Annotated in this window: 23 protein-coding genes; 3 read left to right on the top strand and 20 right to left on the bottom strand. The window is 71.4% G+C overall.

The genetic code is table 11. From position 1 onward, the window contains the following. Positions 1-72 precede the first annotated feature (72 nt). The 10 genes from STRAU_RS37500 to STRAU_RS37455 form a co-directional block, all read right to left on the bottom strand. A complete protein-coding gene (locus STRAU_RS37500) occupies positions 73-3081 on the bottom strand; it encodes a bacterial transcriptional activator domain-containing protein (protein WP_016645606.1) in 3009 nt (1002 codons plus the stop codon). Positions 3082-3246: 165 nt separating this feature from the next. Further along, complete coding sequence (locus tag STRAU_RS37495; protein WP_397893521.1) at positions 3247-3735, bottom strand: TadE/TadG family type IV pilus assembly protein; 489 nt, start codon at positions 3733-3735, stop codon at positions 3247-3249. Beyond that, entirely contained in the window at positions 3732-4151 is a 420-nt protein-coding gene (locus STRAU_RS37490) for a TadE/TadG family type IV pilus assembly protein (RefSeq protein WP_016645604.1), read from the bottom strand. Before STRAU_RS37490 ends, STRAU_RS37495 begins: the two co-directional genes overlap by 4 nt. Beyond that, entirely contained in the window at positions 4148-4582 is a 435-nt protein-coding gene (locus STRAU_RS37485) for a TadE/TadG family type IV pilus assembly protein (protein ID WP_037664541.1), read from the bottom strand. The genes STRAU_RS37490 and STRAU_RS37485 overlap by 4 nt, the downstream gene beginning before the upstream one ends. Positions 4583-4600: 18 nt before the next feature. Next, positions 4601-4852, bottom strand: a complete 252-nt coding sequence (locus tag STRAU_RS37480; protein WP_016645602.1) for a hypothetical protein — start codon at positions 4850-4852, stop codon at positions 4601-4603. Between the two features lie 91 nt (positions 4853-4943). Beyond that, positions 4944-5873, bottom strand: a complete 930-nt coding sequence (locus STRAU_RS37475; RefSeq protein ID WP_016645601.1) for a type II secretion system F family protein — start codon at positions 5871-5873, stop codon at positions 4944-4946. Next, positions 5870-6859 carry a type II secretion system F family protein gene (locus tag STRAU_RS37470; protein WP_016645600.1) on the bottom strand — a complete coding sequence of 330 codons (990 nt, stop codon included), beginning with the start codon at positions 6857-6859 and terminating at the stop codon, positions 5870-5872. The genes STRAU_RS37475 and STRAU_RS37470 overlap by 4 nt, the downstream gene beginning before the upstream one ends. Before the next feature lie 7 nt (positions 6860-6866). Next, positions 6867-8174, bottom strand: coding sequence for a TadA family conjugal transfer-associated ATPase (locus STRAU_RS37465; protein WP_016645599.1), 1308 nt, complete (start codon positions 8172-8174; stop codon positions 6867-6869). After that, positions 8171-9010, bottom strand: coding sequence for a hypothetical protein (locus STRAU_RS37460; protein ID WP_016645597.1), 840 nt, complete (start codon positions 9008-9010; stop codon positions 8171-8173). Before STRAU_RS37460 ends, STRAU_RS37465 begins: the two co-directional genes overlap by 4 nt. Positions 9011-9028: 18 nt before the next feature. Next, on the bottom strand, positions 9029-9760 hold the full coding sequence (locus tag STRAU_RS37455; RefSeq protein WP_016645596.1) for a hypothetical protein: 732 nt from the start codon (positions 9758-9760) through the stop codon (positions 9029-9031). Positions 9761-10205: 445 nt separating this feature from the next. Here STRAU_RS37455 and STRAU_RS37450 point away from each other — a divergent pair, with 445 nt between their 5' ends. Beyond that, a complete protein-coding gene (locus STRAU_RS37450) occupies positions 10206-11135 on the top strand; it encodes a S1 family peptidase (RefSeq protein ID WP_016645595.1) in 930 nt (309 codons plus the stop codon). Between the two features lie 74 nt (positions 11136-11209). Here STRAU_RS37450 and STRAU_RS39505 read toward each other — a convergent pair whose 3' ends face one another. The 8 genes from STRAU_RS39505 to STRAU_RS37410 all read right to left on the bottom strand — a co-directional run bounded on the left by STRAU_RS39505 (position 11210) and on the right by STRAU_RS37410 (position 17958). After that, positions 11210-11812 (bottom strand): hypothetical protein, encoded by a 603-nt coding sequence (locus STRAU_RS39505; protein WP_016645594.1) that lies wholly within the window; start codon positions 11810-11812, stop codon positions 11210-11212. Positions 11813-11858: 46 nt separating this feature from the next. Continuing rightward, a complete protein-coding gene (locus tag STRAU_RS37440) occupies positions 11859-12200 on the bottom strand; it encodes a hypothetical protein (RefSeq protein WP_016645593.1) in 342 nt (113 codons plus the stop codon). Between the two features lie 57 nt (positions 12201-12257). Further along, a complete protein-coding gene (locus STRAU_RS37435; protein ID WP_016645592.1) occupies positions 12258-13550 on the bottom strand; it encodes a hypothetical protein in 1293 nt (430 codons plus the stop codon). A 24-nt stretch (positions 13551-13574) separates the two neighbouring features. After that, positions 13575-14426, bottom strand: a complete 852-nt coding sequence (locus STRAU_RS37430) for a hypothetical protein (protein ID WP_016645591.1) — start codon at positions 14424-14426, stop codon at positions 13575-13577. Between the two features lie 114 nt (positions 14427-14540). Then, on the bottom strand, positions 14541-15137 hold the full coding sequence (locus STRAU_RS37425) for a hypothetical protein (RefSeq protein WP_016645590.1): 597 nt from the start codon (positions 15135-15137) through the stop codon (positions 14541-14543). Between the two features lie 108 nt (positions 15138-15245). Continuing rightward, positions 15246-16481: a hypothetical protein gene (locus tag STRAU_RS37420; protein ID WP_016645589.1), complete on the bottom strand. Its 1236-nt coding sequence runs from the start codon at positions 16479-16481 to the stop codon at positions 15246-15248. Between the two features lie 72 nt (positions 16482-16553). Beyond that, positions 16554-17357, bottom strand: coding sequence for a hypothetical protein (locus STRAU_RS37415; RefSeq protein ID WP_037664539.1), 804 nt, complete (start codon positions 17355-17357; stop codon positions 16554-16556). A gap of 67 nt (positions 17358-17424) precedes the next feature. Beyond that, positions 17425-17958 carry a DUF3093 family protein gene (locus tag STRAU_RS37410; RefSeq protein ID WP_016645587.1) on the bottom strand — a complete coding sequence of 178 codons (534 nt, stop codon included), beginning with the start codon at positions 17956-17958 and terminating at the stop codon, positions 17425-17427. Between the two features lie 277 nt (positions 17959-18235). Between STRAU_RS37410 and STRAU_RS37405 the strand changes: the two genes are divergently transcribed. Then, complete coding sequence (locus STRAU_RS37405; RefSeq protein ID WP_016645586.1) at positions 18236-18496, top strand: hypothetical protein; 261 nt, start codon at positions 18236-18238, stop codon at positions 18494-18496. A 151-nt stretch (positions 18497-18647) separates the two neighbouring features. Next, positions 18648-23108: an FtsK/SpoIIIE domain-containing protein gene (locus STRAU_RS37400; protein ID WP_016645585.1), complete on the top strand. Its 4461-nt coding sequence runs from the start codon at positions 18648-18650 to the stop codon at positions 23106-23108. A gap of 93 nt (positions 23109-23201) precedes the next feature. Here STRAU_RS37400 and STRAU_RS37395 read toward each other — a convergent pair whose 3' ends face one another. Both STRAU_RS37395 and STRAU_RS39500 read right to left on the bottom strand, forming a co-directional pair. Beyond that, entirely contained in the window at positions 23202-23477 is a 276-nt protein-coding gene (locus STRAU_RS37395; protein WP_016645584.1) for a WXG100 family type VII secretion target, read from the bottom strand. A 210-nt stretch (positions 23478-23687) separates the two neighbouring features. Beyond that, positions 23688-23960: a hypothetical protein gene (locus STRAU_RS39500; RefSeq protein WP_052029446.1), complete on the bottom strand. Its 273-nt coding sequence runs from the start codon at positions 23958-23960 to the stop codon at positions 23688-23690. Positions 23961-24323 lie beyond the last annotated feature (363 nt).

Genomic DNA, 24323 nt, shown 5'->3' with positions numbered 1-24323 from the left:
CAGTTCGGGCGGGTGGGTGGGAAAGGCCGCCGCGCAGCGGCGGCAAACGGCTGCCGCCCGGCACGACAAACGTCACCCCGCCGACGCGGCCCCCGCCCGCCAGGCGGGCAGCAACTCGTCAAGGAGCGCCTCCGTGCGCGGAGGAAGCCCGCGCGCACCACTGCGGGCGACGAGATCCGCGGCGAGCGTCCGCAGCCGCGCGGGATCGCCCACGGCATGCGTCGCGCGCAGCAGCTCGTTCCAGAGCCGCTCGTCGCCCGGCGCGGAGCCGAGCGCCGCGTTCAGCGCCTCGATCGCCTTCTCGGCACGGTCCTTCTCCAGGTGGAACTCGGACAGCGCGAGCCCGATGTCCGCGACGAGCAACGGCAGTTGGGCGTCGATGATCTCGTGCGTGAGCCAGCCGTACCGCCCCTGCGGCCGGTCCGCGAGGAGCGGCCCCCGCACCAGCACCAGGGCGTCCGTGAGCATCCGCCCCCGCACGGCACGATTGCCGGACCCGCGCCCCTGCGTCGCCTCGTGGTACAGCGACCGCAGCACGTCCAGGTCGGACACGACGGACTTGGCGAGCGTGAGCCGGCCGGTCCCGTCGGCCCGCAGCCGCGGCGAACCGTCGGGCTCGCTGCCGAGCCAGTCCCGCAGCCGGTCCACGAGGGCGTCGCGCACGTCGTCGGTGACCCCGCGCGGCCACAGTGCGGACGCGAGGACCCGCGGGTGCACCCCTTCGCGGTGGAGCAGCAGCAGCGCGAGCGCCTCGTGAAGCAGCGCGCTGCGCTCGCCGTCCGGGGTCTCCAGGCCGATGATCTCGTACGACCCGACAAGGCGTGCGTACACCGCGGGCCGCCCCTGCTCGCTGACGTCCACGAGGAACGGCGGGGCCACCGCCGCGCCGCCGTCCGAGCCGTCGCCGCCGCCCCCGGGCCTGGGGTCGGCGTCGACGAACAGCTCGACCACAGCGCGCCGCAGCGCGTCCGGCAGCCGCTGCGCCTGAAGTTCGAGGCCGAGCAGCGGGGCGAGCAGCTTGCCCTCGCCGGTGATCTGCATCTCCCAGGCGGCGCCGGGCAGGTCGCCGGAGTCGGAGCCGACCAGGTAGCCGATGCCGAGGCGGCTCGCGTCGGCGGCCAGTTCGGCGAGCTTGACGGCGTCCTCGGCGCTCGGCCGGTCCGCGAGCAGCACCAGGTGCGGGGCCCAGCGGGTGTGCTGGGCCGGGCCGGTGCGGCCGGTGAGCACGGAGTCGTGGCCGGCCGCGCCGAGCGCGCCGCGCCGCTGCCGGGTCTCGGCCTCCATCGTCTCGATGAGCGCCTCGACGTCCTCGAGGTGGCGCAGCCGGTTCGGCGCGAGCGGCGTGAGGTCGGCGCCGAAGCCGACGAGCGTGATCGTCATGCGGTCCGACCAGCCGTTGGTGGCGAGTTCGGCGGCGACGGACGCGAACACGGCCGCCCGGTCCGCCTCGGTGCCGGCGAGCGACACGATGCCGGGCACGGCCTCCAGGTTGAGCAGCAGGCGCGAGTCGTCCATGGTGCCGAGGCAGACCAGGCCGGGGTAGGGCGCGGCGGTGTCCACGTCCCCGTACCGCCCGGCGTCCGTGCGGGCGAGCGTCCAGAACGTCTCGTCCTGCCCCAACTGCCAGGGGGCGGGCGGGCGTCCGGACGGCTGGGCGAGCTGGAGGTGCAGGTCGCCGTGGCTGAGCCAGGCCGCGTACACCGTCGGCAGCGGGCGGGACTCCTCCGTGAGCGCGGCGGCGAGGCCGCGCAGGGAGCGGTCCAGGAGGCGCACGCCCTCGGGGTCGGCGCCGACCAGCAGGGCGTCCTGCGCGTCGGCCGCGCTGCCGGTCGGCGTCGGCGGCTCCATGCCGCGGCGCAGGCCCACGGCACCCATCGCCGACTGCCACAGGGCGTGCCGCCGGCGCCGGCCGAGGGCGCCGAGCAGCCCGGCGGCCAGCAGCGGCGCCCCGATGAGTGCCTCGGGCAGCCCGAAGGACGACTCCGACGAGTCCGACGCGTCCGCCGACTCCTCGGCTCCGGCGGCGGGTGTCTCCCGACCCGTCTCCTTGCCGTCCCCGCGCTCGGCCCCGCCGGGGCGCTGCTCGGGAATGGTGATGTGCGCCGTGTCCTGGTCGACGGAACCGCCGCCGCCCTGCCGGTCGCCGCCGCTCTCCTGGGCGCCGCCGCCCTGGCGCTGGTCCCCGGACTTGGCGTAGTCGGAGATCTGCTCGCGCACTTCCTCCGACACCTTGGGGGCGTCGTCGGGCATCTCCACCAGTTCGCCGCCGTGCGCGTCGGCGGGCATCTCCATGATCCAGCCGGGCCGGATCAGGCTGGCCTCGGAGAGCCGCGAACCGTCGGGCTGCTCGCGGTCCTTGTTGAGCTGGTAGATCTCCTTGTACCGCCGGCCGTCGCCGAGGTGGCGCTCCGCTATCTCCCAGAGCGAGTCGTGGTGGCGTCCCTCGGGGGGCTGGATGCGGTAGAACTTCGTGTCCCCGTCCTGCCCCTTGCCCGCCTTGGCGGCGGCCTGGCCGGCCTGCTCCGCCAGCGCGCCCGCGGCGCTCGCCGCCGCGGACTGCTGGTCCTGGCCGAACACGCCCGGCGTCTGCTGCGCGGCGGCCGCGGCCGGCTTCTGGTTGCCCTCCAGGGACTGCCCGAACTGCGAGAGCCCCGGCGCGAAGCCGGCCGCCGTGGCGCCGACGAGCAGCAGCGCCGCGACGAGCTGGCGCGCGACCACCTGGCTCGGCCCGGCCCCCGGCACCCTCCCCGGCATGCCGACGCCGGACAGCGCCGCCTTCACCTCCACGAGCACGCACGCGGTGAACTGGGCCCAGGCCAGCCAGACCACCACGGTCAGCACGTTGATGAACGTGCCGACGGTGATCTCCTGCTGCAGCCAGTCCAGCGACGGCGCACCGCCGGGCAGCGGCCACCCCACGAAATACGCGAGCGCACCGGGCACGCCGACGACCAGCGCGGCGAGGGCCACGAAGGCGAAGAACGCCTTGACGAAGTCGCCTGCCGAGCGCCGCCGCCCCGGCAGGGGCTGAGGCGTCCGGTTCCGCGGACCCGTCGAGCTTGGGGTGGTACGTCGCGCCATGGCGGGTGTCCTGGTCCTGATCCTTGTGTGGGTTCGTGTGTACGTGCTCGGTGCTCGGGTGTACGTGCTCGGTGTACGTGCTCGGTACCCGGGCCGATGTTACGGAAGGTGCCGATGCCCCGGCAGGGCCTGTGGACAACTCCCTGTGGACAACTCGGCGGCCGCCTATCCGACCTGGTTCTCCGCCGCCGCCCGCCCGCGTACCGTCACGTCGCCGCCGAAGAACATCCCGGTGAACACCGGGCTGTACGTCATCTGGACCTCGACCTCGACCTGTTCGGCGGTGGCGGTGACGCAGTGGGTGGCCGCCACGTCCGGGCCGGTCAGGCCCATCTCGCGGGCGAACTTCTTGACCCGGGCGCCGCAGTTCTCGTAGTTGATGGGGGCGCCCTCCGCGCCTTCGTACAGGCCCTCCGTGTCGAGGTCCTGCGCGGCGTAGCGGGCGGCCTGTTCGGCGATGTCGGCGGCGCGTTCGCGCTTGGAGATGGACAGGCCGCCGTCGATCACGAACGCGGTCAGGGTGAGGAAGACCAGCGCGAAGACGATGACGGCGCCCGCGCCCGAGCCCCGGTCGTCCAGGCGCGCCCGGCGCGCGTCGACCCACCCTCGTACGGCGCCGAAACCCCGTACACCCCCCAAGTCGATTGCTCTCACGCCGACCTCCGGTACGGATCCAGCGGGGAGCTGAAGCTCGCCTCCAGCGTCGTCGGGATGTCGAGGCCGAGCATCGCGAGGCCCCGCACCTCGCAGCTCACCTCGACCGTGAAGAGCGTGTCCGGCTCGAAGCCCGCGCTCTTCTGGACGACATGGACCGGGCCCGAGCAGACGTCCTCCAGGTCGGCCTTGGCGGCCTTGCGCGCCTCGGCCATCGCCGTGCCCTGGTCCTTCTGGATCGAGCCCGCGCGGGCGGCGTCGCGGGCCGCGCCGTCGATGGCCCCCCGGCCGTCGACGAGCTGCCCGAAGGCCACCAGGACCAGGATGAAGAGGATCATCACCGGTGCCAGGATGACGACTTCGACCGTGGAGAGTCCGCGGTCGTCGGCCGCCGCGCGCCGTGTCCCCCGTGTCACCCGTCCTCCTCGACGAACCGTTCCACCGGCCCCGACGACTGCGCGTGCACCGTCATGTCGAGACCGGGAAAGACCGTGGGCACCTTGGCCGTGATCTCCACGCCGACCGTGTTCTGCTCCGGCTGGATGGTCTTCACGTCGGGGCCGAGCACGAGCTTCGGGCCGAGCTGGCGGATGTAGGCGTCGGCGACGTCGGTCGCCTCGCCCCGCCAGCCGCCCGGGTTCTCGTCGGCCGTGGCGCGGGCCTTGCGGGCGCCGGCCTGGGCCGCCGCCTGGGCGACGTGGTCCGCGAAGAAGTACAGCGCGAACTGCACCGTCGCGAAGATCAGGAAGAAGAGCACCGGGGTGAGCAGCACGAACTCGATCGCGGTCATGCCGGATTCGCCGCGGGCGGAGGCGGCCTCCACCCTTCGGCGTACGAATCCCGGCATCCGGTCACGATTCACGGTTCAGCAGGTCTTGCTGGCGTCGGCGCCCTCGATGCAGTCGCTGACCTTGTCGGCGCCGCCCTTGAGCGCGTTGTTGATGATCGCGGCGACCACGCCGACGATCGCCACGACGACCGCCGAGATGATCACCCACTCGACCGCGGACGCGCCGCGGTCGAGCTCACCGGAGCGGGCGCGCCGCACGCGACCCTGCAGGAAGGTCACGAGGAAGTCGACCGCCGGAATGCCGGTGTTGAAGTTCCGTCCGTTCATGGTGAGTTGTCCTCTCGAAAACAGAGTTGTGGGGGGATGTACGGGTCTGTGGAGCGGCGTTCGACGCTTCCCCGCCGGAGGGTTCAGGGGTTCATGCCTGGAACACGCGCATCGCCGCCGGGAAGATGAGGAACACCAGGAATCCCGCACACAGCAACAGCTGTGCCACCAGCATCGACTGTGACTTCTCGCCCGCGCTGCCCTCGATCTCGGCGAGCTCGCGGTGCCGCATGGTCTCCGCGCGGGAGGCGAGCGATTCGCGTACCTTCGCGCCGTCGTCCGCGACCAGGGCCAGCGACGCGGAGAGGTCCTTGAGCTCTTCGACGCCGAGCTCCTCACCGAGCGCCCCGAGCGCCTGCCACTGGCTGATGCCGGTGATCCGGGCGTCGGCGAGGGCGTTGCGGATACGTTGCGTCGCCCAGCCGTCGGACACCTCCGCCGCCGCCATCAGCGCCTCGGGCAGGCCACGGCCGCCCGCCAGGCTCATGGAGACCAGGTCGAGGTAGGCACCGATGACGCGCCGCAGGTCGCGCCGCTTGTCCTGCGCGTCCCGCCGCACTTCGAGGTCCGGCAGGAAGAAGAAAAGGACACCGAACATCAGGGCGAGCCACACCGGGATGATGGGGCTGCGGCCGAAGCCGAGGGTGAAGATGATCGCGAAGAGGAACGGGCCGAAGAAGACGCCGGTGGCCGCGAGCAGCACCTTCGTCGCCAGGAACTTCTCCCAGCTCCGGTCGAGCACGGCCAGGTCGGCCCGCAGCGACCGCATCTCCCAGCCCTGCTGGACGTAGAACTCGGCGACGCGCCTGCCCACTCGGCCGCGTACGGTGCCCAGCCGCCCCGTGTCCTCGGCGTCCGCCGCCCGGTGCGCGGACTCGTACGCGGCGCCGCGCGCCCGCATCGCGTCGATGCGGGCGACCGTGGCGACCGCGCTGCGCCTGGACGGCATCAGCGCCCGGACGAGGGCGAAGACGCCGAGGCCCAGGGTGGCGCCGATGACGATCGGCATGGTCAGGTTCATCGACGTACCCCCTCAGAGGTGTTCGTGTGCGGCGGCAGCAGTTGCTGGCCCGTGCCCGGTTCGGCGCCCGGCCCCCGCGGACGTACGAACTGCACCCCCGGCTCGTCCCGGACCAGGAAGCGGTCCGGCGTCTCGACGGTCGACAGCTTGCGCAGCCACCAGAAGCCGAGCGCGAACAGGCCGCACACGCAGGCGAGCACGAGCTGCCCCGTGGGCGTGCCGTAGGGGGACACGAACTCGCGGTTGAAGATCGAGAGTCCGAGGACGAAGGCGATGGAGACCGCGACCACGATCTGCACCGAACGCCGGGTCGAGGCGCGCTGCGCCATCACGCGCTGGCGCATGTCGACCTCCTCGCGCGCCGACTTGGCGAGCGCGCCGAGGACCTGCCGCAGGCCGGGCCCGCGCAGCTTGGCGTTGAGGATGAGCGCCGCCACGATGATGTCGGCGGAGGCGTCGTCGATCTCGTCGGCGAGGATCTGGAGGGCCTCGGGCAGCGGGGTGCGTGCCCGCAACCGGTCGACGAGCGCGTCCAGATGGGGCCGGAGCACGGGCGCCGCGGCCCGCGCGGACGCCGGAATGGCCTGCTCCAGGCCGACCGCGCCCGCGATGGTGTCGCGCAGCGACTCGGTCCAGGCCGCGAGGGCCTCGACCCGCTTCATCTGCTGGCGCTCCTCGGCGGCACCGCCGAACAGCTTGTCCCAGAAGAAGACGAGGATGCCGGCCGCGATGCCGGCCACCGCCCACCGCGAGAGCAGCAGGACGACCAGGCCGACACCGGCGGCGAGCGAGCCGCGCTGCCCGGCGAAGCGGACGAGCTCGCTCATCCGCTCGCTGGCGCGCTGCTTCTCGTGGGCCGGCTTGGCGGGCAGTCCGCGGATCGCGACGGCGAGCAGCGCGAGGCCGCCGCCGACGGCGACGCCGCAGGCCAGCCCGTACAGCACGGGCAGCGAGAACAGACCCTCCATGGAGCCGAGTGAGTTCATGTCGTGCTCACCCCCATTGCCCGGCGGGCCGGTAGCCGAATGCGGCGAGGTCTTCCATGCAGGCGATCGGCGCGTGCGGCACGACGCGGCCGTCCGGCGCCTCCGCGAACACCTCGCTGGACAGCACGCGTCCGTCGACACCGTTGACCTCGCGGACGGAGGTCACCATGCGCTGGAGCTTGCCGCCGGTCTGGTAGTTGTTGCGCCGCTGGATGAAGACGACGAAGTTCACGGCGCCGGCGACGAGCATCTGGCTGGCCTCGATGGGCAGCCGCTCGGATGCCTGGAGCGCGTACGTCGAGATCCTGTTGAAGACCTCGCTGGAGCTGTTGGCGTGGATCGTGGACAGCGAGCCGTCGTTGCCCTGCGACATGGCGTTGAGCATGGTCACGATCTCGTCGCCGAGGACCTCGCCGACGATGACGCGGGAGGGGTTCATGCGCAGCGAACGCCGCACCAGCTCGGCCATGGATATCGCGCCCTGACCCTCGGAGTTGGGCAGCCGCTCCTCGAACGCCACCACGTTGGGGTGCAGGTCGGCGAAGGTGTCGAGGCCGAGCTCCAGGGCGCGCTCGACGGTGATGAGGCGCTCGTGCGGCGGGATCTCGTTGGCGAGGGCCCGAAGGAGCGTGGTCTTTCCGGCGTTGGTGGCGCCCGCGATCATGATGTTCTTGCGGGCGCGCACGGCGCAGGCGAGGAAGTGCGCGACGTCCGGCGTGAGCGTGCCGTTCCCCACCAGGTCGGACATGAACACCTTGCCCATGCGCGCGCGGCGGATGGACAGGGCGGGCCGCCGGGCCACGTCCATGACGGCCGAGAGCCGGGATCCGTCCGGGAGCCGCAGGTCGAGCTGGGGGTTGGCGGAGTCGAAGGGGCGGGACGACAGACCCGAGTAGGCGCCGAGGATCTGGATGAGCTCGATCAGCTCCTCGTCGGTCTCGGCGACGGGCTCGGCCTTCGCCTCGCGCCCGTCGGCGTATCCGACGAAGACCTGGTCGCACCCGTTGATGTCGATGTTCTCGACCTCGGGGTCGTCCAGGAGGGGCTGGAGGCGGCCGACGCCGAAGAGCGCGGCGTGCACGGCGGCCGCGTACTGCTCCTCGGTCTCGGCGTCCAGCGGGGTGCGCCCGGCGTTGATCTCGCCGCGGGCGTACTCCTCCAGGATCTGCGCGATGACGGCGCGGGCGTACTGCCGCTCGTCCTCGCTGGACATCGGCGTGACGCCGGAGACCTGGTCGAGGCGGCGCTGCTCGGCGATGCGGTCACCGGCGTCCTGCCGGAACCGCTTCACCAGCTGGTGGTCGACGGCACTCATCGCCGGGCACCCGCCGTCGGGCCCGCGGCCGGATTCGCCCAGGCGGCGCCGTACTGCTGGTACAGGTCGGCGGTGACCTTGCGCGCGGACCGGATGAGCATCGACTTGTCGAGCCGCCCGCGCTTGCGCCCCGCCAACTGGTCGGCGCCCGCCGGGTCGTCGGCGAGGGTACCGACGACGCGGGCGCCGGTCTGCGCGGCCACGAGCATGTCGTTGACCTGGTGTATCAGCTTGCCGGAGTTGGCCGGGTCGGCGATGAGGACGACGCCGATGAGGGGCGTCGCGAGCGACGCGGCGCCGCGGGAGCCGCCGTGCAGCTTGGCGGCGAGTGCGGCTGCGCGGTCGCGTACCCGGGCGATGGCCTCCGGCTCCGTACGCGAGATCAGCAGGACGAGCGCGGCGTGCGGGAACAGCTCGATCGCCGGGCTGTCGCCCGCGATCCGCCCGCAGTCGGCTATGACGTCGGCGGGCGCGTGCGGGGAGTCGGCGAGCTGGGCGAAGGCACGCCCGAGCGTCGGCCAGATCCCGGCGAGCCCGGCGGCCTGCTCGGAGGTGCCGAGGCCGACGAGCACTTCGAGGCCGCCGGACAACGGCTGGGTGTGGTCCCAGAGTTGGTCGGGGACGAGCCCGCGGCGCGCGGTCGCGGCGATGGACAGCATGCCGGTGTTGGGGTTGAGCGGGCCGCCGTGCGCGGCGGCGCTGCGGTAGACGAGGTCGCCGCCCGCGGGGTCGGTCTCCGCGACGAGCACGCGCCGCGGCCAGACCGCCGAGAGCGCGACGGCCGCGGTGGTGACGCCGGGAGAGCCTTTGTCGGCGGCCAGAGCGATGAGGGCCATGTGTCGTGTGCCCGCCCTCTAGTCGGCGGACGTGGGGACGACCGCCACGGCGACTTCGCCGAGCGACGCGGCACTGGTGACCGCGGCGACGTCGTCGTTGTCGACGAGAACCGTGATGCTCAGATTGCCGGTGCTGATCGTCGAGTCTTCCTTGCTGTTGACGAGGCCGACCCGGGCGTCGGCGACGAGGGGCGTGCGGCCGGCGGAGCTGCCACCGGTGCCCTTGTCGCCGGAGCCGCTGGAGCTGGAGGAGCCGTTGGCGGCGACGCGGTAGAGGGCGACCGTGTCGCCCTGCTTCAGGGTGGAGGGGTACTGCCCCTCCTTCAGGGCGAGACCCACGGACGCCTTGCCGGTGGGCAGGCCGCCCTTGTCGTCGAACATCTCGCCGACCACGACCGTGCCGGGGTAGATGGTCGTCTTGGCCTTGAGCTTGGCGAGCGCGCCGCGCTGGGACGCCTTGATGTAGTGAATGCCGGTGTCCTCGGCGACCATCACGGTCTTACTGTTGTCCGTGGTGACCGATTCGCCCGGTGCGACCTTCTCCGTCACCTTCACGACCTCGATACGGTCCCCCGCGCGCAGCACGAGCACCGTGGCGCCGAGCGCGCCGACCAGGATGAGCAGAACGGCCAGTGCGGCGAGCGCGGGTTTGCGCTCGCGAGGCGCTGTGGGAAGACGCTCACCGACCCCGGCCGGAGCCGGCACGGCGGAACGGTTGTTGCCCGCCCCCGTACGCTCTTGGATCTTCACGCAACCGCTCCCCGTACGACCAAGAAAAATCCGTCATTTGCGACACCTGTGTCCGCCTCGGCCGGGGTTCCATTGGCCCGTCAGCCCCAGGCGCGGTGTCAAGCCATCGCACCGTATCAGCAGCACATAAGCCCCTCAAGGCGCGTTATGAATCGCGAACCTCAGGCGATCCATCGTTATTCACGCGCAACGCGAGGTGGTTGGTTCCACGATTGCCGGAGTTGTGCCCCCGAGAGCCGAGATGTGCGGGCGCGAACCAAATGGCTTTGCAGTAATGGGGGGCGTGCGGCGACTTCCCGCCACACGGAGTCCGTGATCTGCGTCGCGCGATGAACCCGCCCCCGCCATGGGGCATCTCACCATCCGGCACACGCCGTTCCAGGTATCGGTCCATACCAAGTCCCGTACCTGCAAAGCTCCGTACCGAAAGAGAAATTCAACCCCCATGAGACTTTCCTTTCCTTCCCGCACGATCCGCACGACCCGCGCCACCCGTGCGACCCGTGCGACCCGCGCCACCCTCGCCTCCGCGACGGCCGCGACCGCCCTCGCGCTGGTAGCCACCAGCGCCCCCGCCGCCAACGCGATCATCGGCGGCACCGAAGTCTCCAACGACGCCTACCCGTTCATGGTGGCCGTCCTGGAGAAGGGCTCGGGCAGCGCCTTCGACCGCCAGTTCTGCGGCGGCAGCCTCATCGCGCCGGACGTCGTCATGACGGCCGCGCACTGCCTCGTCGACGACGCGGGCAAGAAGGTCAAGGCGAAGACCGTGCAGGTCGCCGTCGGCCGCACGGTCCTGTCGAACGGCAGGCAGGGTCAGATACGGGACGCGAAGACGAAGGGCACCGGCAGCCGCGACAGCATCGTCGTCCACCCCCGCTACCTCCAGGGCCAGGACGCGTACGACATCGGCTTCATCCAGCTGAACAAGCCGGTGCGCGGCATCAGTCCGGTCAAGCTGCCCACCCAGGGCACCGACTCCCTGCTCCGCCCGGGCCAGAAGGCCACGGTCGCCGGCTGGGGCAACACGGACACGGCCCTGACCCACACGCCCGACCGCCTCCGCCAGGTGAAGGTGCCGATCCTCTCCCACAACGAGTGCAAGGTCAGCTACGACGGCTACAGCTCCAAGGTCAACTTCTGCGCCGGGGTCGAGGGCAAGGACTCCTGCCAGGGCGACAGCGGCGGCCCCATCTTCCGCACCGTGCCCGGCCGCCAGGACCCGATCCAGATCGGCGTCGTCAGCTACGGCGACGGCTGCGGCGACCAGGGCGCACCCGGCGTCTATACGTCCACGAGCTCGGCGAAGCTGTGGAAGACGCTGGACGAGTCGCCGGAGGGCAAGAGGGTGAAGCGGACGCTCGGCCGCCGCTGAACGAGGGCCGCCGCCGCCCCTGGTGGGGCGGCGGCGGCCCGCTTCCGTCCAGTGGCTCGGCGGCCCGCTCCCGTCTAGTGGCTCGACTCCTCGGGACGCGGATCGAGCACCTTGCCGATGAGCCCGGACACCCGGTCCGAAGCCGTGAGTTCACGGGTCTCGATGTGCTCGAAGACGATGGCCAGGGCCAGGTCCAGCGCGTCCACGTCTCCCGTCGCCGTGCCGAAGCTGGCGGACTCCTTGCCCCGCGAACTCTTGCCGCGGGTCATGGTGATCTCGACCCCGGGACGACTCAGCGTCGCCGCCCGCTCGAAGCGCGCCACGGCATACACGTACGGCCGCCCCTGACACGTCATCCGCAGAGCCCGTGAACTGTTCCGCAGCGCCTTCGCGTTGAAGTCGAGACGTACGCGCTCGCCGCCCACGTCGAAGCGCGCGTTCTTCAGGCAGGGCCGCGGGGGCCCCACCGTCCGGTACACCACGTCGGGCATCTGCTCCCCGAACAACCGCACCTCGTATTGCCGGTGGCCGCCCTTGAGGCCGGGCTTGCGCCATTCGAACTCCACGGTGACGTCACCGAACGGACCCACCGTCCCGGCAAGGCCGTGCACCTTCTGGGCGTGGCCGGGCAGCTTCTTGCCCCGGTACCACTCGAGCTCGAATTGGAATTCCGCCATGACTCCTCATTGTGAAAGCGAACTCACCGGGACACTGCGTCCACGCTCAGCACAGGGGCAGGCCGTCGAACTGGGCCGCGAGGCCGCGCTTGGTCTTGAACTTCTGCCCCGGCTTGAGGGTGTTGCAGCCGGAGTCGGGTGCGAAGGACCACCTGACCTTGACCCGCTTGGTCGTTGAGCACTTGTTCGTCACGTAGGCGGTCTGCGAGATGATGCCCCGGTCGACCTTGACCTTGACGCAGGAGGGCGCCGCGGCCCGGGCCTGGGCGCCGCCCTTCGACGGTGCCGCGTGGGCCGTGCCGGTCAGGGCGAGCACGGCGAGGCCGGTGACTCCGACGGCTATGGATCGCTTCGCGAGCGAGAACGTGCGCAACTCGATGTCTCCCATGCGTGAGGGTGTTCCTGAGTGGGGGGTGTTCCGGTCGTGAAGGGTAGCCTCCCCCGGCTACCAGTTCATGGGGTTCAGCTTCGACTTGGCGATGCCCTTCCCGAGGTCCTTGGCCTTGTCCCCGGCCCAGTCCTTCGCCGCCCCGGCGCCCTTCTTGATGTCGTCCCAGTGCTCGACGACCTTGGCTCCGCCATAGACGGCGCCGGTGACGACGGTGGCGCCGATGGTGAACGGGTTGGGGGCGACCATCGCGGACGTCAGAGAGGCGTTGAAGCCGACCTCCGCCACATCCGCGACATATCCGGCGCCCTTCTTCTTGAACGCTTCGGCAGGATTCCCCTGTGCCCAGACATTGGCCGCGCTGAGCCCCGTGGCCACGGCGCTCGTACCGACACCGGCGACGCGCAGGAAGCCGCCCGTCTTGCTCGCCGCGCCGAGACCCTTGAGGAACGGGGAGGCCGTCCTGCCCGCGGCGACGACGCTCGGCCGGGCGTTGTTCAGCTTCTGGAAGTACGCGGCCGAGCGGCCCACGCGCCACAGGCTGGCCTGACCGGCGCGGGTCACCAGGGCGCCCGAGTGGGTCACCCCGCCATAACGGGCCGCGAGGGCATCGGAACCGACGAAGAGGTTGACGCCCCTGGTGACGAGCGGCGAGCGCACTCCGGGCAGCCCGCGGAACCCGTCCCAGGCCCGCGACAGAAGGTCCGCCCGGAAGCCCGCCGTGAACGGCACCCGGCTGGCCTGCTGATAGAGCCTGCTGCGGCCGAAGTGGTTGCCCAACTGCCCCGGCAGCCAGCTTCCGGGGGCCGCCAGCGAACGCAGCTCACCGGCGGGTATGCGGAGCAGGCCGCGCTGCGCGAGGGCACGGTACGTGCCGCCCCGCATCCAGGAGGACTCCACCGCCGCCCGCAGCAGGCCCTGCTTCCAGGAGTTCTTGAGGAAGACGTTCCCCATGGCGGTGCCCGCGACAAGCGTCACGCCGCCGACCTTCATCATGGTCAGCGCATCGCTGGCGTCGTTCAGGAACGCCTCGATGTCCTTCTCGCCGATCTCCTTCAGGCCGGGCACCTTCGCCAGATAGTGCGCCTCGATCCGGGCCAGCCAATCGCTGTACGTCTCCCGGTGGCCGCGCTCGAAGAGTTGCTCGCCGCGTACGAGCGTCGCGCGCTTGCGCAGGTTCGGCGGGGTCGTCGTGACCCAGGTGCGCATCGGCTTGATGGGGGTCAGTTTGTCGGAGACCCCCAGGGTCGAGGCGCGCGTGAATGCCTCGTCGAGTTTGTCCGACAGACCGCCCTTGCCGTCGAGGAGCTTGGCGAGCTGGTCCAGATCGTCCGGATTGACGTTCCGCATTCTGATTCCCCCTGATGACGAGCTCTACGAAGCGGCGCCGGCCTTGACCAGGTCCGCCTGGTCCGGGAGGAGGTCCGCGAGCTTCTCCCACACCTCACCGGCGCTGGACCGGACGAGCCGCAGCGTGCTCTCGGGCCCGACCTGGCCCTCCTCGATGGGCTCCTCCGGCCGCACCCGCAGCCAGTGGCCCTGCGGGCCGCAGTCCCACACCGCGATGCTCCGCACCGACTGGGCGCCTTCGGCACCCCAGGCCGTCGTCATGCGCCAGGTGGCGTCCAGGGACAGCGTCAGGTCGACGAGCGCGGTGAGCTCGGGCTCGGCGAGGTCGCTCGCGGCGGACAGGGCGGCGACGGCCACGGCCCGAAGGTCCGCCGTCTCGTCGGTGACCCCTTCCAGGGCGGCGAACACCGCGTCCAGCGCACCCATCGTCGTCGTGATCTCGGAGACCCGTGCGTCCCCGGACGTCCCCGCGCTCTCCGACTCGTCCCGCTCGCCCCGCCGCAGCTTGACCTTGCGGGCCATCTCCCACACCAGGGTCTTCGGCTCGATCGGAACGTACTCCGACTCCTCCTCACCGGGCCACGCGTCGTGGGAGAACACGGCGTCCTGCCCGACGACCACGCCATGGGCGAGCGAGCCGTGCTGACCGGTCACCTCGGCCTGGATCATCACCACCGGGCGCGCCAGGGCGGTCAGGAATTCCCGGAGCAGCGGGGAGAGTTCGCCCTCCGGCCCCACCAGGCCGATCTGCTGGAGCTCACCGAGCGAGTGGTGCAGTTCGGCGGGCGGGGTCTCCTTGTCCAGGAGATGGGCGAAGACGGCGAGATGGCGGTCGGCCAGCTTGAACCGGCCGCGCGAGCTGTCGAAGGAAGGCATGTGGATCAGTGTTGCTTACACAAATTCACCGGGAGGGGGCGGGGTGGGGTGGGGTCCTGGCCAGGTGGGTGCGTGACGCATGGCCCGGGCTCAGGGCCCGGCTCAGGAGCGGGCTCAGGACCCGACGCGGGAGAAGATCCTGCCGGGGGCGGAGATCATCGCGCCCCGCAGGGACAGATTGCGGGTGTAGACGCCTTCGAAGAGGATCGCGAGGCTGAGGTCCACCGAATCCGTCGCTCCGGCGGTGGTGCCGGTGATGCTCTTCGGGTTCTTCCAGCTCGACCGCGCCATCACGACTCTGGCCCCGTCGCGTTCCAGCGTGTGGTGCCGCTTGTTCTGCTCCTCGAGATACGTGTACTCCCGCCCGAGGGCCCAGATCCGCAGGCCCCGGGCCCGCTTGTCGGCGCTCCACGCGTTGCGTGAGAACGACGCGGTCTGGCCCGCGACCGTCAACAGCCCCCTGGCAAGGCGCGGTTGCACGGTGTAGCCGAGGCCCCGGAAGGTGGCGGGCGGGATGCTGTCGCCGCGTACGGCGGTGCCGACGTAGAGCCCCTGGTCGGCGGCGGGCACCACCTCGCGTGCCGGGTAGGCGAGCTCCACGGCTCCCAGGTTGCCGACCTCACCGGTCCACCAGTAGACCCGGTCCCGCGTCCTGACCTGGGCGCCGGGTTCAGCGCGACGCAACTCGAAGGAAAACCCGCTGCTCACCATTCCGCGATCTTCTCCACTTCTGAAACCGACGCCGCCGGGCCGGCCCGCGCGACCGGGCCGGCCGACAGGCTCGACGGGCTAGGGCGTGTCCGATGGGTCGGACACCCCTTAGTCGAACGGGTTGAGCGACTTCACCAGATTCTTGCCGCCCTCTTTGAGCTTGTTCACGCCCTCGCCGACCTTCTCCCCCGCCCAGCGCCCGGCATCGGCGACCTTGCCCGGGAACTGTTTCACCTTGTCCCAGTTGTCGACGATGGAGGAAACGCCGTAGACGACTCCGGTCACCGCGGCGGCGCCGATGGTCACCGGGTTGGGCGCGATCATCGCGGCCGTCAGCGAGGCGTTGAAGGCGACGCCGGAGACGTCCGAGATGTAGCCGGCCTTGTCCTTCTTGAACGCCTCGATGGGGTTGCCCTGCTGGACCAGGTCGAACGCGCCGATGCCGGTGGCCGCGATGCTGCCGCCGATACCGGCCGCACGCCACCATCCGGCGGTCTTCGCCGCCGCGCCCGCACCGGAGGCGAAGGCCGCGAGCCTGCTGCCGCCCGTGGCCGTCTTGAGCGCGGCCGCGCCCTTGCCGACCTTGAGCAGGCTGGCCTCCCACGCGAACTGCTTGCCGGCGAGGGCCGCGTACTTGTCCGCTCCCGTGAGGACGTTGAGGATCGGAGCCGGCGTCCTGGCGCCGATGGAGGCACCGAGCCTGGCGATCCTGGCCGGGATGTAGCTCGGCGCCTTGCCCTTCAGGATCTGCGCGAGCGTCGTACCGGGCGCCTTGAGGGCGTCACCCTTCTTGAAGTACTTGTACAGGCCGAGCGTTCCCGCGGCCGCCATCTTGAACGCGCCCGGAACCGTGGAGGCGAGGGCGGTCAGGTCGATGTAGTCCGCGACCACCTCGCCCAGGTTCTCGTTGTTCGTGACCTTGGCGACGCCCTCGCTCTTGATGCGGGTGATCCAGTCGCTGAGAGTCTCGCCCTCCTTCTTCTTCAGCCAACTGGGGTCGAACTTGCTGCCGTTGGCCACCGAGGCGTTCGCGATCAGCATGATGTCCGGCGGCAGGTTGGCGTCCTTCAGCTGCTCCGGCGTGAATCCCGCGTAGAGCGCCGCGGCCAGCGGATCGCCGTCGCCGGCCCTGACGATGGCGGCCCGCCTGCGCAGGTCGGGTCCCGTCTTCGTCACCCATGACGTCATCGGGCTGAGGGGCGCGAGCTTGTCCCGGACACCCAGGTTCGAGGCGCGTGTGAACGCCTCGTCCAGCCGGTCCTGCAGATTGCCCTTGCCCTCCAGCAGCTTGGCGAGCTGCTCGAGATCCCCGGGCTTGACGAGGCGCATGGAGCTGTCGGTCACTTGTCCCCCTGAGTCCGACCTGACTGAATCGCGTGTGCTGGTTCGACTTCCACTCGGACGACCGCCGGGATCCTACGAAGCCGGGTCGACGAGGAGCTGGTCCTGGTCGGGCAGGAGGTCCGTGATCCGCTCCCAGAGCTCCTTGGCCGTGACTCGGCGCACCTTCAGCTCGCTGCTCGCCTTCACCTGGCCCTCGCGGACCGGCTCGGCCGGCGACTCGCGGACCCAGTAGCCCTCGAGGCCGCAGTCCCACACGGCCAGCGCCGACACGCCGAGACCGTCCGGGGCGTCCGCGCCGCCGGGCCACGCCACCGTCATCCGCCACATGCAGTTGAGCTGCGCGAGGACCTCGGCGAGGCGGGCCGGGGCGTGCGCGGCCTCGGCGATGGCCTCGGCCCCGTCGGGGCCCTCGGACTCCATCCGGTCGAGGACGGCGTCGAGCACGCCCATCGTCGAGACGATCTCCTCGCCGACGTCATCGGCGTCGGCGTTGTCCTGGTGCAGGTCCACCATCCGGGACAGCGCGAAGACCAGCATCTCCGGCTGCACGGGGGCGTACTCCGACTCCTCCTCACCGGGCCAGCCCTCGTGCGTGAAGACGAAGTCGTTCCCGACCACCGCGCCGTGGTTCGTGACGCCCTGCGGGCCCGTCGTCTCCACGCGGGCGATGACGTGCGGCTCCATCAGGGTGGACACGAGCGGGTAGAGCTCCGCCGAGATCTTGCCGTCCTCGTCGATGATCTCCGCGGCCCGCAGTTCGGCGTGCGCCCGCGACAGTTCGTCCGGCAGCTCCCCTTCTTCTACGAGCAGCCCCAGCACGCTGATGTGCGCGTCCGACAGCCGCAACCGTCGCCGAGCCGGATCCATGGCAGGCATGTTCTTCTCCCTCAGACCTGTACGAGCTTGCCGCACAGTGTGTGGCGTGGGGGGCGGCGGGGCCACCCTAAAGCTGATGATGCGGGGCGGCGGTCGCGTGGGACAGCGCGGCGAGGAAGGCCGCCCGGTCGCGGGTGGCGATGGTGAGCCGCTCGCCCTGCCGGGTGCCGATCACGACGCTGTCCATGCCCATCGGCACGCCCCAGGCGCCGCCGACGAGCCGCGGATTGCCCTGGTCGGCGGCGCGGAACCCGGGCAGCGGGGCGTCGACCGTGTGCAGAGAGGTGGCGTACCGCTGTGCGGCGCCGGGAAGCGCCTCGTTCGCGGCCGCCCGCACGGAACCCGGGTCGAGGGCCGCGAGCGGGATGCGCTCACGGCCCACCCGCAGCGTCCGCGCGTCGATATCGATGCGGTGATAGACGAGCTTCGACAGCGGGACGGCGAGACAGCCGCCCAACGGCAGGAGAAACAGCGCGCACAGACCGAGCCAAATACCCAGGTCCTCGGGCAGCGACTGCACGCCCAGGTACGCGATGCCGGCCAGGTAGACCGCTACGCATATGACGGACCACGTTTTTGTGGGTTTCTCGGCGTAATGCATGCTTCCTCACTGCTGGATTCGGGCTGGCTTTGGGGCGCGTCCTCCTGGTGGACGCTATCGACGGGTTCCGCAGTTCCGCCAATGATGATTCCCGGTCAAGTTGCCCCATAGCAGGCAACTCGCTGTCCCGGACGGCGTGAGAATGGCAACGGATTACCGGCGCCGCAAGGCGCCTGAGTACTCTCGTTGCGGGCCTCACTGCGATCCTGGGCGACCCGGGGCTGCCCCGCCTCGCCCGGCAGGCCCGAATTGCCGGTTCAACGGGGAGGTAGCCGCGATGGCGGATCCGGAGCTGCAGGAACAGACCAGGAGGGCTACGCAGTTGCGCAGCCTGGCCGACCACATCGAGGGCCTCCCGAAGGCCGCGCACACCTTCTCGACCGCGCAGATGAAACAGTGGGCCGGCCCGCACGCGGACGATGTGCGCGGCGACTTGAAGAGCTGGAAGACCAAATGCGAGAACGTCGCGGAGGCACTGCGCACCGTGGCCCGCGAGTGCGACCAGGCGGTCAAGGACGCAAAGAAGGACAAGTCCTGAACTCACTGTTGTGCCCCGGGTCCTGAACTCCCTGTCGGGGCCCGGGCGAAGCACCTCGTGAGGCTTGCGCCGAGAATACTCCCCACGCGCGGATTCGCCCTCCGCGCAGGAACAGCAGTGGCCCTCGCAAAGGCCGAGAGGAATAGCCGGTATGCAGGTGATGGTGACCGTCGTACGGGAGGGTGCGGGACCGCGGGACGTCTTGCTGACCGTGGAGGACGACGCGACGGTCGCCGACGCCGCGGCCTGCCTCACCGTCGCGTCCGACTCCAGCAACGTGGTCACGGGACGCTTCCCCGCCTCCCTCGACGTCCCCGGCACCGGGGGCGGCGCGCCCCCGGCCGCCGGCCCGGGGCGCACGCCCGGCCTCTGGGTCGACGGCACCCTGCACGACCCGGCGGCCCCCGCGGCGCGCGCGCTGCGCGACGGAGTCCGCGTCACCACCGACGACTCCATCGGGCCCTTCCTGCGCGCCGGCGAGCCCGTGGGGCGGTTCGAGCTGCGGGTGTGCGGTGGCCCGGACACCGGCCGCGTCACCCGCGTCCAGGCGGGCACCGCGAGCGTCGGATCCGACGGCACCTGCACCCTGCCCGTGGCCGACCCGACCGTCCCCGGCCTGGCCTTCCGGCTCTCCGTCGGGGTCGACGGAAGCGTCACGCTCCATCCGCAGGACGGCGTACCCCTGGTCCTGGACGACTCCCCCGTGACCGCGGACTGCCCCTGGCCCGCCGGACTGCTCGTCCGGGTCGGGGACACGCGTCTCGTCCTGGTGGAGACCGAGGCCCCGGACGCCCACCTGGCGCCCACCGAGGACGGCGGCTACGCCTACAACCGCCCGCCCCGGTTCTCCCCGCTGCGGCAGCGCCCGCGGATGACCGTGCCCGCCGAGCCCGTGAAGGGCGAGGGCCCGCGGCTGCAGTTGATCACGTCGTTCATACCCGCCCTGTTCGGCCTGAGCATGTACTTCATGACCCGGCAGGTCTACACGCTGCTCTTCTGCGCGATGAGCCCGCTGATGATGCTCGGGTACTGGTTCAGCGAGGCGCGCCACACACGCAAGAAGTACAAGCAGGAACTGAAGGAGTACAAGAAGGCGCTCGTCGAGTTCGACGCGCAGCTCGTCGAGCTGGGCAAGGCCGACCAGCGGGCCCGGCGCGCCGCCCACCCCGACCCCGCGGAGCTCCTGCTGTACGCGACAGGGCCGCGCCGTCGCCTCTGGGAGCGCCGGCTCGTCGACCCCGACGTCCTCCAGCTGCGGGTGGGGCTCGGCGAACTGCCCGCGGACATCGAGCTGCGGGCCGCCAAGGGCAGCAGCTTCGACGAACCGCCGGAGCCGCCCGTCATCACGGACGTCCCCGTGGTGCTGCCCCTGCCCGAACTCGGCGTCATCGGCGTGGCAGGACACCGCCCCCTCGGCCTGGCCGTCTCCCGCTGGCTGCTCGCCCAGGCCACCGGCCTGCACAGCCCGCGCGACCTGTCCCTCGTGGTGCTCTCCGCGGCCGCCGACGCCCGGGACGCCTGGGACTGGGCGCACTGGCTGCCGCACACCGCCCCCCAACTGGGCCAGGACTGCCTGTCGCTGGTCGGCTCCGAACCCGAGGTGGTCGGCCGCCGCGTCCATGAGCTCCTGGCCGAGCTGGAGCGCCGCAAGGCGAGCTCGAACGACTTCGGGGCCGCCAACCGGCTGCGCCCGGACCCCTTCACGCTGGTCGTCCTGGACGGCGCGCGGCTGCTGCGCCGGATGCCGGGTGTGCCGCAGCTCCTCCAGGAAGGCCCGCAGCACGGCATCTTCGCCGTGTGCGTCGACGAGGACGACCGGCTGCTTCCGGAGGAGTGCAAGGCGGCCGTCATCGGGCTGCCGGACCGGCCGAACCACGTGCGGATCAGCGGCGGTGGCCTGGAGAACGTCGGGGACGTGCTGGCCGACCAGGTGACGACGGCCTGGTGCGAGCTGGTGACGCGGTCCCTGGCGCCGGTGCGCGACGTCAGCCAGGACGACGCGGACGCCGCCCTGCCGACCGCGGCCCGCCTGCTCTCGCTGCTCGGCATGCCGGACCCCACGGGCGCCGACGTCGCCAAGATCTGGCAGCAGGGCGGATCCACCACGGCCGCGCCCATCGGCGTCGCCGCCGACGGCCCCTTCGTCCTGGACATCCGCAAGGACGGGCCGCACGCCCTCGTCGCCGGCACCACCGGCGCGGGCAAGTCCGAGCTGCTCCAGACGATCATCGCCTCGCTCGCGCTCGCCAACCGCCCGGACGCCCTGAACTTCGTCCTCATCGACTACAAGGGCGGCAGCGCCTTCCAGGACTGCGCCAAGCTGCCGCACACCGTCGGCATGGTCAGCGACCTCGACGCCCACCTCACCGAGCGGGCCCTGGCCTCGCTGGCCGCCGAGCTGAAGCGGCGCGAGGAGATCCTCTTCGACACGGGCACGAAGGACCTGGAGGACTACAACGACACCCGGAAGATCCGCCCCGAGCTCGAACCGATGCCCCGGCTCGTCCTGATCATCGACGAGTTCGCCTCGCTCGTCGCGGAACTGCCCGACTTCATCGCGGGGCTCGTGGACATCGCCCGCCGGGGACGGTCCCTGGGCGTCCACCTCATCCTGGCCACCCAGCGCCCCGCCGGTGTCGTGAGCGCCGACATCCGGGCCAACACCAACCTGCGCATCGCGCTGCGCGTGACCGACGGCGCCGAGTCCTCCGACGTGATCGACGCGCCGGACGCCGGTGCCATCGCCAAGTCCACCCCCGGCCGCGCCTACGTCCGCTCCGGCGCGCAGTCGCTCGTGGCCGTGCAGTCGGCGCGCATCGGTGGCCGCAGGCCCAGCAACGACGCCGACCGGGCGAAGGCGACCGCGTTCCCCGTGGACTGGGCCGCGTTCGGCCGCCCGGCACCGCGCCTGGCCTCGAACGACGACGACGGGACGCTCGTCACGGACCTGAGCGTCCTGGTCGGCGCCATCCGCGAGGGCGCCGAGCTGATGGGCTTCGGCGAGCAGCGCAGCCCCTGGCTGCCGCCGCTGCCCGACCTGCTGTGGCTGGGCGGACTCCCCGACGCCCAGGAGGTGGAGCCGCGCGCCGAGGGCGAGGTCCCGCCCATCCGCCTGGGCCTCACCGACCTGCCCGCACAGCAGCGCCGGGCGCCGCTGGCGCTCGACCTGGTGCACGGCGAGCACATCATGCTGGCCGGCGGCGCCCGCTCGGGCCGCTCCACCGCGCTGCGCAGCCTGGCCGGTTCGCTCGCGGCCAACACCTCGCCCACCGACGTGCATCTGTACGGCATCGACTGCGGCGCGAACGCCCTGCTGCCGCTGGCCAACCTGCCGCACTGCGGGGCCATCGTCACGCGCGACCAGCCCGACCGCGTGCGCCGGCTGCTCGACCGGCTCTCCGGCGAGATCGCCCGCCGCCAGCAGTACCTGGCCATGGAGGGCCTTTCCAGCGCGGCCGAGCAGCGGGCCATCGCCGCCCCCGGGGACCGGCTGCCGTGGATGGTCCTGCTGGTCGACAACTGGGAGGGCTATGTCGCCGCCCTGGAGAACATCGACTACGGGCGCCTCGTCGACATGATCACCAAGATCTTCCGGGAGGGCGCCGCGGTCGGCGTCAAGGTCGTCATGACCGCCGACCGCAGCGGCTTCAGCGGCCAGATCTCCCCGTCGTTCGCGGACAAGCTGATCCTGCGGCTCACGGACGCCAACGAGTACTCCCTCGCGGGTCTTTCGGCCCGCGAGGTGCCCAAGGACATGCCGTCGGGCCGTGCGCTGCGCCTGACGGACCAGGGTGTCCAGGAGAGCCAGATCGCCCTCCTGGCACCGGACCCTTCCGGTCAGGCCCAGGTCGCCGCCCTGCGCGAGATCGCGCAGGAGGCGCAGCGCGTCCATCCGGTGCCGCCGAGGAGCCGTCGGCCCCTGCGCGTGGACGAACTGCCCATGCGGATCACGCTGGATCAGGTGCGCGCTCTCGACCCGTCGTTCGTCCCGCCGTCGCCGCTGTGGTCCCTGTTCTGTGTCGGCGGTGACGAACTGGAGCCGATCGGCATCGACTTGGAGGAGTCGGGCCCGGGCTTCGTGATCGCGGGACCGCCCAAGTCGGGGCGCTCGACCGCCCTGCTGGTGGCGGCGCGGAGCCTGCTGGCGAACGAGGTGCCGCTGATCCTGGTCACCCCCCGGCGTTCGCCGTTGCGATCGCTGGAGGACGAGGCCGGCGTGCTCGGCGTCCTCACGGCGGACAGTTCGGAACGCGACCTGAAGGATCTGGTCGAGCGTGCGGACGGCAGGTTCGCCGTCGTGGCCGACGACGCGGACATGCTCTACGACGGTTCCCTGGACCGGCCGTTGGAGGAAGTCGCGCAGAACGGCCGGGACGGCGGCATCGCGGTGATCGCGGCGGGCGCCACGGACACGCTGAGCTCGCAGTACCGCGGCTTCGTGGTGGAGGCACGGCGCTCGCGCCAGGGAATGATCCTCTCGCCGCAGAGCGCGTCGGACGGCGAGATCTTCAACGTCCGGGTGCCGACCGGCTCCGGCGGCGGGCCCGTCGGCCGCGGCATTCTCGTACGCAGCGGGCAGATGATGCCGGTCCAGGCCATCCTCGACGCGTGACCCGGTGCCGCCGGGGGCACCTGGCGGCATACGTGTGGGGGGCCACCGTTTCCGGTGGCCCCCCACACGTATGTGCCGCGCATGCGGAGCAGATCAGACGGAGGTCGCCTGCTCGATCCTGTCGTGGCTGTTCTTGGCCGACTTGTAGGCGTCGCCCAGCGAGTCCGCGAGACGGTTCAGCTGCGGCTTGAACTCGCGCCAGTCGTCGCGGAACCGGTCGGCGCCCGGGCCCTTCCAGAAGCCGTGGCTGTCGTTGGCCTGGCCGTCCAGGAGGTGGATCAGGTCGCGGACCTCTGTCTCCTTCTTCTGGAACGCCTCGTACAGCTTCTGCAGCTTCTCGAGTTTTGCACCGCGGTCGATGTCAGACATCGATACCTCCCCGTGTCGCTAAAGTAAATATTCTCAACTGCCACGTGGGACGCTACCGCACCTGTCAACGCCAGGTTTACCGCCCACCGCATCCTGCGACGGACCTGCGACATTGCCGCGACACAACGGTGTTCGACGAATCCCCCATAAGCTTCCAGAGGCGCATATCTGCCCCGCGGGCGGAATGCGGGACGCGTCGGCCGGACTTGTTCAGCCGACCTTCTTCAGCCGCGCCTCCGGGTCCCCGGCCTTCGGGTCCTTCGACGTGTACTGGAGCTCCGCGCCGACCGGCCGGAGCCATACCGTGTGGGAAGCCTGGGAGCACTGGCCCTTGTTGGACTTGGCGCCCACGCCCGTGGCCACAAGTGCCTTCTTCGTGGCCGACTTGAGGGTCAGGATGTCGACGCACGTGTTGCCGATGGGGTCCGTCTGCGTCACCGTGCCGATGCGCCGGCCGGGGGCGGGGACCTGGTTGACGGTCACGTCGAACGTGCCGAGCGGTACGAGCCCCTTCTGCGCGGACGCCTTGCCGGTCCATTTGCCGAGGTAACGGGCCGGTACGGCACCGTCCTTCGGCGTCTGGGCGTCGCCCGCGCCGTCCGTCGCGCTCGGCGGGCGTCCCGCCGAGCGGAGCCGCTGTCGCCGTCGCCGTCCTCCGGCAGCAGGCCGAACATGAACGCCGACCCCACCGTGACCGCCGCCAGCGCCCCGGCCACCGCCAGGACCACCGTGCAACTCAGCTTCCGGCCCCGGCCGTCGGGCCGCGCGGGCGCCGCCGTCGCCGCCACGGACAGGGAGAGCTTGCCGGGCGGCGACGCGTCGGCCGGCCCGCTGCCCGTCGCGGGC

The sequence above is a fragment of the Streptomyces aurantiacus JA 4570 genome (assembly GCF_000414115.1).
GTDB lineage: Bacteria > Actinomycetota > Actinomycetes > Streptomycetales > Streptomycetaceae > Streptomyces > Streptomyces aurantiacus_A.
The sequence above is the reverse complement of the archived record's forward strand: the minus strand, read 5'-3'. Positions and strand labels throughout refer to the sequence as shown.